The following is a 6,591-nucleotide window of genomic DNA, read 5'->3' as shown; positions in this document are numbered from 1 at the left end:
CTGAGACAGAAGTTCACGAACTTCCATTTCAACCAGTTCCAGCAGCTCTTCGTCATCAACCATGTCGCATTTGTTCAGGAACACGATGATGTACGGAACACCTACCTGACGACCCAGCAGGATGTGCTCACGAGTCTGCGGCATCGGGCCGTCAGTCGCAGCAACAACCAGGATCGCGCCGTCCATCTGCGCAGCACCGGTGATCATGTTTTTAACATAGTCGGCGTGGCCCGGGCAGTCTACGTGCGCGTAGTGGCGAGTCGGGGTGTCATATTCAACGTGGGAAGTGTTGATGGTGATACCACGAGCTTTTTCTTCCGGCGCGTTATCGATCTGGTCGAATGCACGAGCAGAACCACCGTAGGTTTTAGCCAGAACGGTAGTGATTGCAGCGGTCAGAGTAGTTTTACCATGGTCAACGTGGCCGATAGTACCGACGTTGACGTGCGGTTTTGTACGTTCAAATTTTTCTTTAGACACGGCTATATTCCTTACTATAGTGCTCTCCCCTTCAGGAGAGAGCACGGGACTTTGGTTTTAACCCTGCGGCTTATTTACCACGGGCTTCGATTACGGCCTGAGCAACGTTGTTCGGCGCATCATCATACTTCAGGAACTCCATGGAGTAAGAAGCACGACCTTTGGTCAGAGAACGCAGCTGAGTTGCATATCCGAACATTTCAGACAGCGGAACTTCAGCGTGGATCACAACGCCAGTTACGTTGGATTCCTGACCGCGCAGCATACCGCGACGACGGCTAAGGTCACCGATAACGTCACCAGTGTTCTCTTCCGGAGTTTCTACTTCAACCTTCATGATCGGCTCAAGCAGAACTGGTTTCGCTTTCTTAAAGCCATCTTTAAAGGCAATAGAAGCGGCCAGTTTAAACGCCAGTTCGGAGGAGTCAACGTCGTGGTAAGAACCGAAGTGCAGACGCACGCCCAGGTCAACTACCGGGTAACCAGCCAGAGGACCAGCTTTCAGCTGCTCCTGGATGCCTTTATCAACGGCCGGGATGTATTCACCAGGAATTACACCACCTTTGATGTCGTTGATGAACTCATAACCTTTCGGGTTAGAGCCCGGCTCCAGCGGGTACATGTCGATAACGACGTGACCATACTGACCGCGACCACCAGACTGTTTAGCGTGTTTACCTTCGATATCGGTAACTTTCGCGCGAATTGCTTCACGGTAAGCAACCTGAGGTTTACCGACGTTCGCTTCAACGTTGAATTCACGTTTCATACGGTCAACGATGATGTCGAGGTGCAGCTCACCCATACCGGCGATGATAGTCTGGTTAGATTCTTCGTCAGTCCATACGCGGAAAGACGGGTCTTCTTTAGCCAGACGGCCCAGAGCCAGACCCATTTTTTCCTGGTCAGCTTTGGTTTTCGGTTCAACAGCGATAGAGATTACCGGCTCAGGGAATTCCATACGCTCCAGAATGATCGGCGCGTTAGGATCACACAGAGTATCACCTGTAGTAACGTCTTTCAGACCGATAGCAGCAGCGATATCGCCCGCGCGAACTTCTTTGATCTCTTCACGTTTGTTAGCGTGCATCTGAACGATACGACCGAAACGCTCGCGTGCAGTTTTCACGGAGTTCAGGATGGTATCACCAGAGTTAACCACACCGGAGTACACGCGGAAGAAGGTCAGGTTACCCACGAACGGGTCGGTAGCAATTTTGAATGCCAGAGCAGCAAACGGCTCTTCATCGCTAGCGTGACGCTCAGCCGGAGTATCTTTACCGTCGTCCAGGATACCGTTGATCGCAGGTACATCAACCGGGGATGGCAGGTAATCAATTACCGCATCCAGCATCGCCTGAACACCTTTGTTCTTGAACGCAGAACCACAGGTTACCAGGATGATTTCGTTGTTCAGAACGCGCTGACGCAGAGCAGTTTTAATCTCTTCTTCAGTCAGTTCTTCACCACCCAGGTATTTCTCCATCAGCTCTTCGGAAGCTTCCGCTGCGGACTCGATCAGGTTCTGATGCCATTCTTCGGCCAGTTCCTGCATGTCTGCCGGGATATCTTCGTAAGTGAAGGTTACGCCTGCATCTTCTTCGTTCCAGTTGATGGCTTTCATTTTCACCAGGTCAACAACACCGGTGAACGCTTCTTCAGCGCCAATCGCCAGCTGCAGCGGAACAGGGTTCGCGCCCAGACGGGTTTTGATCTGACCAACAACTTTCAGGAAGTTCGCACCCATACGGTCCATTTTGTTAACGAACGCAATGCGCGGAACTTTATATTTGTTTGCCTGACGCCATACGGTTTCAGACTGAGGCTGAACACCACCAACTGCGCAGTAAACCATTACTGCACCATCAAGCACACGCATGGAACGTTCTACTTCGATAGTGAAGTCAACGTGCCCCGGGGTGTCGATGATGTTAACGCGATGCGGTTCATACTGCTTAGCCATACCAGACCAGAATGCAGTAGTCGCTGCGGAGGTGATAGTAATACCACGCTCCTGCTCCTGCTCCATCCAGTCCATGGTGGCAGCGCCGTCATGAACTTCACCGATTTTGTGGTTTACACCGGTGTAGAACAGAATACGTTCGGTAGTAGTAGTTTTACCGGCGTCGATGTGCGCACTGATACCGATGTTACGGTAGCGTGCGATGGGTGTTGTACGAGCCATTTGATTCCTCGTTTATTTCTTTAGGCGTTCAGTTAAGTTATCCAAAACGGGCGACTTACCTGAAGCGCCCGCCTGGTGACTATGACTCCGAAGGGATTACCAACGGTAGTGTGCGAACGCCTTGTTGGCTTCTGCCATACGGTGAACGTCTTCACGTTTCTTAACTGCAGTACCTTTGTTGTCTGCAGCATCAGAGAGTTCGTTCGCCAGACGCAGAGCCATGGATTTATCACCACGTTTACGAGCAGCTTCAACGATCCAACGCATTGCCAGGGCATTACGACGAACCGGACGGACTTCAACTGGAACCTGATAAGTAGAACCACCAACGCGGCGAGACTTAACTTCTACAGTCGGGCGTACGTTGTCGAGAGCGACTTCGAAAGCTTCCAGTTCATTTTTACCAGAGCGCTGAGCCAGGGTCTCCAGCGCGCTGTATACGATTGCTTCTGCAGTAGATTTTTTACCATCTACCATCAGGATATTTACAAATTTAGCCAGCAGTTCTGATCCGAACTTAGGATCCGGCAGGATTTTACGCTGACCAATGACGCGACGACGTGGCATGGAAATACTCCGTTGTTAATTCAGGATTGTCCAAAACTCTAAGAGTTTAGTTTGACATTAATATAAAACGTTTGGCCTTACTTAACGGAGAACCATTAAGCCTTAGGACGCTTCACGCCATACTTGGAGCGAGCTTGCTTACGGTCTTTAACGCCGGAGCAGTCAAGCGCACCACGAACGGTGTGGTAACGAACACCCGGAAGGTCTTTAACACGACCGCCACGGATCAGGATCACGGAGTGCTCCTGCAGGTTGTGACCTTCACCACCGATGTAGGAAGTGACTTCGAAACCATTAGTCAGGCGCACACGACAAACTTTACGCAGTGCGGAGTTCGGTTTCTTAGGAGTGGTGGTATATACACGAGTACATACGCCACGTTTCTGCGGGCAGGCTTCCAGCGCCGGCACGTTGCTCTTTGCAACTTTGCGCGCGCGTGGTTTGCGTACCAGCTGGTTAATTGTTGCCATTAAATAGCTCCTGGTTTTAGCTTTTGCTTCGTAAACACGTAATAAATCGCCTCATATAATATGAGGACGCAGAATTTTAGGGCGGTGCCGAAAAGGTGTCAAGAAATATACAACGATCCCGCCATTACCAGGCCAACTGGCCGGCATGTTTGACTGAAAGTCTGACGAAATCAGTATAGCTAACCCTGACGACACTGTCCGCAATTTGACCAGCCAGCCCTCGGGCTTCGAGATCTTCTTGCAGAGCGTAGAGGGATATGGGGGCAGATTGCAGGATTTCAAGGAAGCGGCCGTCAGCAACGGCCGCGATAACACCGTCCGAGAGCAGTAGCAAATCGTCGCCCTCTTTTAGCAAGCGGAGCATTGCCGCAATATCGGCATGCCAGGGGGATGTACTTAATGTATGGAGCATTCAGGCCTCAGAAACGCAGTATCACGTTAAAATCGTCCAACCGGGCGCGCAGAGCCTCAGGCTCCAGCCATTCACCGTCCACGACCCACGGCGTGGCGGAAGTCAGGCCACGCTCGCGCGCTGAAGCCGCGCAAATCCAACACTGTTCAATATCGTATAGCGACAGGAGTTTAAAGGTAGAGATATAATCGCGTGCCAGCACTGCGGCGGGTCGCTGTTCTGGAAGTAGCTGAAATACGCCATCACCAACGAAGAAAACGCCGATCTCTTCCGTCAGTGCTGACGTCGCAAGCAAAGCATCCAGCCCTTCCCTGCCCGATGCCGAGCCATGAGGTGCTGATGAAAAAACAAAGGCGATACGCGTCATCAAAACTGCACCATTCGATCGCAGGTTAATGCGGCTTCCGCCAGTGCGCCCAATCCGCTCAACGCAAAACCTGGCTGCAAATTATGCGCAGGTAAATTCAGCTGTCGGGCCTCCTGTTCATCCGTTATTCCACGGCGTAAAGCTGCGGCTACACAGATATGCAAGGAAACGGCATGTTCGTCATGCAGTACCTGCCACGCGCGTACCAGATCAAATTCATCGCTGGCGGGGGCCGTTAGCTGATTCGCGTTGTAAACGCCTTCGCGATAGAAAAAGATGCTGATAAGCTCGTGGCCTTCCTGCAAAACGGCTCGGGCAAACTGTAGCGCGCTGCTGGCCTGCTGCGTACCGTAGGCAGGCCCCGTCACCGTAATGGCAAAGCGCATTACTTATCCAGCCCCTGGAAATCTCCGCTTTTGAACTGGCGAATGTAGAGATATACCGTGTGTTTAGAGATGTTCAGCCGATCGGCTACCTGATTAATGGCATCCTTGATATCAAAGATCCCTTTCTCGTAGAGGTTCAGGACGATCTGGCGATTTTTGGCGTTGTTAGAAACGTTACGGTCGGCGTTCACCTCTTCAATGGTGAACTCAAGCGTCTGCGCAACCAGATCGTCTACCGATGAGGCAAAGTTAACCTGAGAGTTCACTTCCGTCGTTTCCGGCGGAATAAAGGTGCTCATTATCTGGGAGAACGGCACGTCGAGGTTCATGTTGATGCACAACAGGCCAATAACCCGATGTTCACGGTTTCGAATAGCGATCGTGACTGACTTCATCAGTACACCGCTTTTGGCACGAGTAAAATAGCATTTAGAAACGCTGCTATCGGCTCCGGTCATATCATGCAACATGCGCAACGCGAGGTCGGTAATTGGCGAGCCGATTTGACGGCCGGTGTGTTCACCGTTGGCGATACGAATAGCGGAACATTTTAAGTCCTGCAATGAGTGCAGTACGATTTCACAGTGGGAACCAATGAGCATCGCTAACCCGTCCACTACCGCTTCATAGGATTTAAGGATATCGAAGTCGGTCTGGTCAAAAGGACGTTGATCCAGCAAATCAAGCTCGCTGGTCTCGTTGGTTAAAAGCGACCTGGACATGGAAAAAAGCACTCCTTTTCAGGAGCCTGTCGTTATCGTCAGGGCAGGCTCATCATCATTATTAATCTATCTAAAGTAATACAGCGCCTGAGGTTCTTTCCAGTTTTAATTATATCTACCCTCAATAAAAAAACCGCCGCCCCTGAAGGCGGCGGCTTAAACCAGATTACTTCTTCGCGTCAGCAGCTGGTGCTTCAGCGGCAGCTTCTGGCTTAGCGTCCGCTTTCGGTGCCGGTTTGATATCCAGCAGTTCTACGTCAAATACCAGAGTAGAGTTAGCCGGGATACCCGGAACGCCGGTTTTGCCATAAGCCAGATCCGGTGGGATGACCAGCTGGATTTTACCGCCTTTCTTGATGTTCTTCAGGCCTTCGGTCCAGCCGGGGATCACGCCATCCAGACGGAAAGAAAGCGGCTCGCCACGGGTGTAGGAGTTATCAAACTCTTTGCCGTCGATCAGCGTACCTTTGTAGTTAACGACCACGGTATCGCTATCTTTAGGCGCATCGCCAGTACCGGCTTTCTCAACTTTGTACAGCAGACCAGATTTAGACGTTTTGACGCCTTTCTCTTTAGCAAAGGTGTCGCGGTAAGCTTTACCTTTGGCATCGTTCTCAGATGCGTCTTTTTCCATTTTCTGCTGAGCGGCAGTTTTTACGCGGGTTTCAAACGTCTGCAGAGTCTGTTCGATCTCCTGATCGGACAGTTTGCTCTTATTGGCAAAAGCATCCTGAACACCGGCGATCAGCTGGTCTTTATCCAGTTTGATGCCCAGTTTTTCTTGTTCTTTCAGGGAGTTTTCCATGTAACGTCCCAGTGATGCACCCAGCGCATAAGCAGATTTCTGATCGTCATTTTTGAATGCCGATTTGCTGTCCGTGGCAGGTGCTGCTTTTGCTGCGGTATCAGCAGCAAAGGTCAGCGGTGCATTCAGGGCGACGGCCATTGTGGTCGCCAGCAGCGTTACTTTAAACAGTGATTTCATCCATTTCTCCAGGGCCG

At 51.1% G+C, this 6,591-nt stretch carries 9 protein-coding genes; all 9 read right to left on the bottom strand.

All coding sequences use genetic code 11. From position 1 onward, the window contains the following. The coding region (locus tag FN082_RS14290) for a GTP-binding protein (protein WP_040154968.1) at positions 1 to 480 on the bottom strand (480 nt) is incomplete at its 3' end. Between the two features lie 70 nt (positions 481 to 550). Next, the gene (gene fusA, locus FN082_RS14285; RefSeq protein WP_139538949.1) at positions 551 to 2,665 is read right to left on the bottom strand and encodes an elongation factor G; all 2,115 of its coding nucleotides are present in this window, start codon (positions 2,663 to 2,665) and stop codon (positions 551 to 553) included. A 96-nt stretch (positions 2,666 to 2,761) separates the two neighbouring features. Then, on the bottom strand, positions 2,762 to 3,232 hold the full coding sequence (gene rpsG / locus FN082_RS14280) for a 30S ribosomal protein S7 (RefSeq protein ID WP_004106370.1): 471 nt from the start codon (positions 3,230 to 3,232) through the stop codon (positions 2,762 to 2,764). 95 nt (positions 3,233 to 3,327) lie between these two features. Further along, entirely contained in the window at positions 3,328 to 3,702 is a 375-nt protein-coding gene (rpsL, locus tag FN082_RS14275) for a 30S ribosomal protein S12 (protein ID WP_002920115.1), read from the bottom strand. A gap of 124 nt (positions 3,703 to 3,826) precedes the next feature. Further along, complete coding sequence (gene tusB / locus FN082_RS14270) at positions 3,827 to 4,114, bottom strand: sulfurtransferase complex subunit TusB (protein ID WP_139538950.1); 288 nt, start codon at positions 4,112 to 4,114, stop codon at positions 3,827 to 3,829. 7 nt (positions 4,115 to 4,121) lie between these two features. Beyond that, a complete protein-coding gene (gene tusC, locus FN082_RS14265; RefSeq protein WP_142463633.1) occupies positions 4,122 to 4,481 on the bottom strand; it encodes a sulfurtransferase complex subunit TusC in 360 nt (119 codons plus the stop codon). Next, entirely contained in the window at positions 4,481 to 4,867 is a 387-nt protein-coding gene (gene tusD / locus FN082_RS14260; RefSeq protein ID WP_139538952.1) for a sulfurtransferase complex subunit TusD, read from the bottom strand. The genes tusC and tusD overlap by 1 nt, the downstream gene beginning before the upstream one ends. Next, positions 4,867 to 5,589 (bottom strand): helix-turn-helix transcriptional regulator, encoded by a 723-nt coding sequence (locus tag FN082_RS14255; protein ID WP_110275001.1) that lies wholly within the window; start codon positions 5,587 to 5,589, stop codon positions 4,867 to 4,869. The genes tusD and FN082_RS14255 overlap by 1 nt, the downstream gene beginning before the upstream one ends. A gap of 166 nt (positions 5,590 to 5,755) precedes the next feature. Beyond that, positions 5,756 to 6,574, bottom strand: coding sequence for an FKBP-type peptidyl-prolyl cis-trans isomerase (gene fkpA / locus FN082_RS14245; protein ID WP_139538953.1), 819 nt, complete (start codon positions 6,572 to 6,574; stop codon positions 5,756 to 5,758). Positions 6,575 to 6,591 lie beyond the last annotated feature (17 nt).

The organism is Klebsiella spallanzanii (assembly GCF_902158555.1).
Classification (GTDB): Bacteria; Pseudomonadota; Gammaproteobacteria; order Enterobacterales; family Enterobacteriaceae; genus Klebsiella; species Klebsiella spallanzanii.
Note: the sequence above shows the minus strand (reverse complement) of the source record. Positions and strands in the feature narration are given on the sequence as shown.

Excerpts from the sequence above, each read along its gene's own strand:
- FN082_RS14255 (WP_110275001.1), bottom strand. The coding sequence starts at position 5,589 with ATGTCCAGGTCGCTTTTAACCAACGAGACCAGCGAGCTTGATTTGCTG.
- rpsG (WP_004106370.1), bottom strand. The coding sequence starts at position 3,232 with ATGCCACGTCGTCGCGTCATTGGTCAGCGTAAAATCCTGCCGGATCCT.
- tusB (WP_139538950.1), bottom strand. The coding sequence starts at position 4,114 with ATGCTCCATACATTAAGTACATCCCCCTGGCATGCCGATATTGCGGCA.
- tusC (WP_142463633.1), bottom strand. The coding sequence starts at position 4,481 with ATGACGCGTATCGCCTTTGTTTTTTCATCAGCACCTCATGGCTCGGCA.
- tusD (WP_139538952.1), bottom strand. The coding sequence starts at position 4,867 with ATGCGCTTTGCCATTACGGTGACGGGGCCTGCCTACGGTACGCAGCAG.
- rpsL (WP_002920115.1), bottom strand. The coding sequence starts at position 3,702 with ATGGCAACAATTAACCAGCTGGTACGCAAACCACGCGCGCGCAAAGTT.
- fkpA (WP_139538953.1), bottom strand. The coding sequence starts at position 6,574 with ATGAAATCACTGTTTAAAGTAACGCTGCTGGCGACCACAATGGCCGTC.
- fusA (WP_139538949.1), bottom strand. The coding sequence starts at position 2,665 with ATGGCTCGTACAACACCCATCGCACGCTACCGTAACATCGGTATCAGT.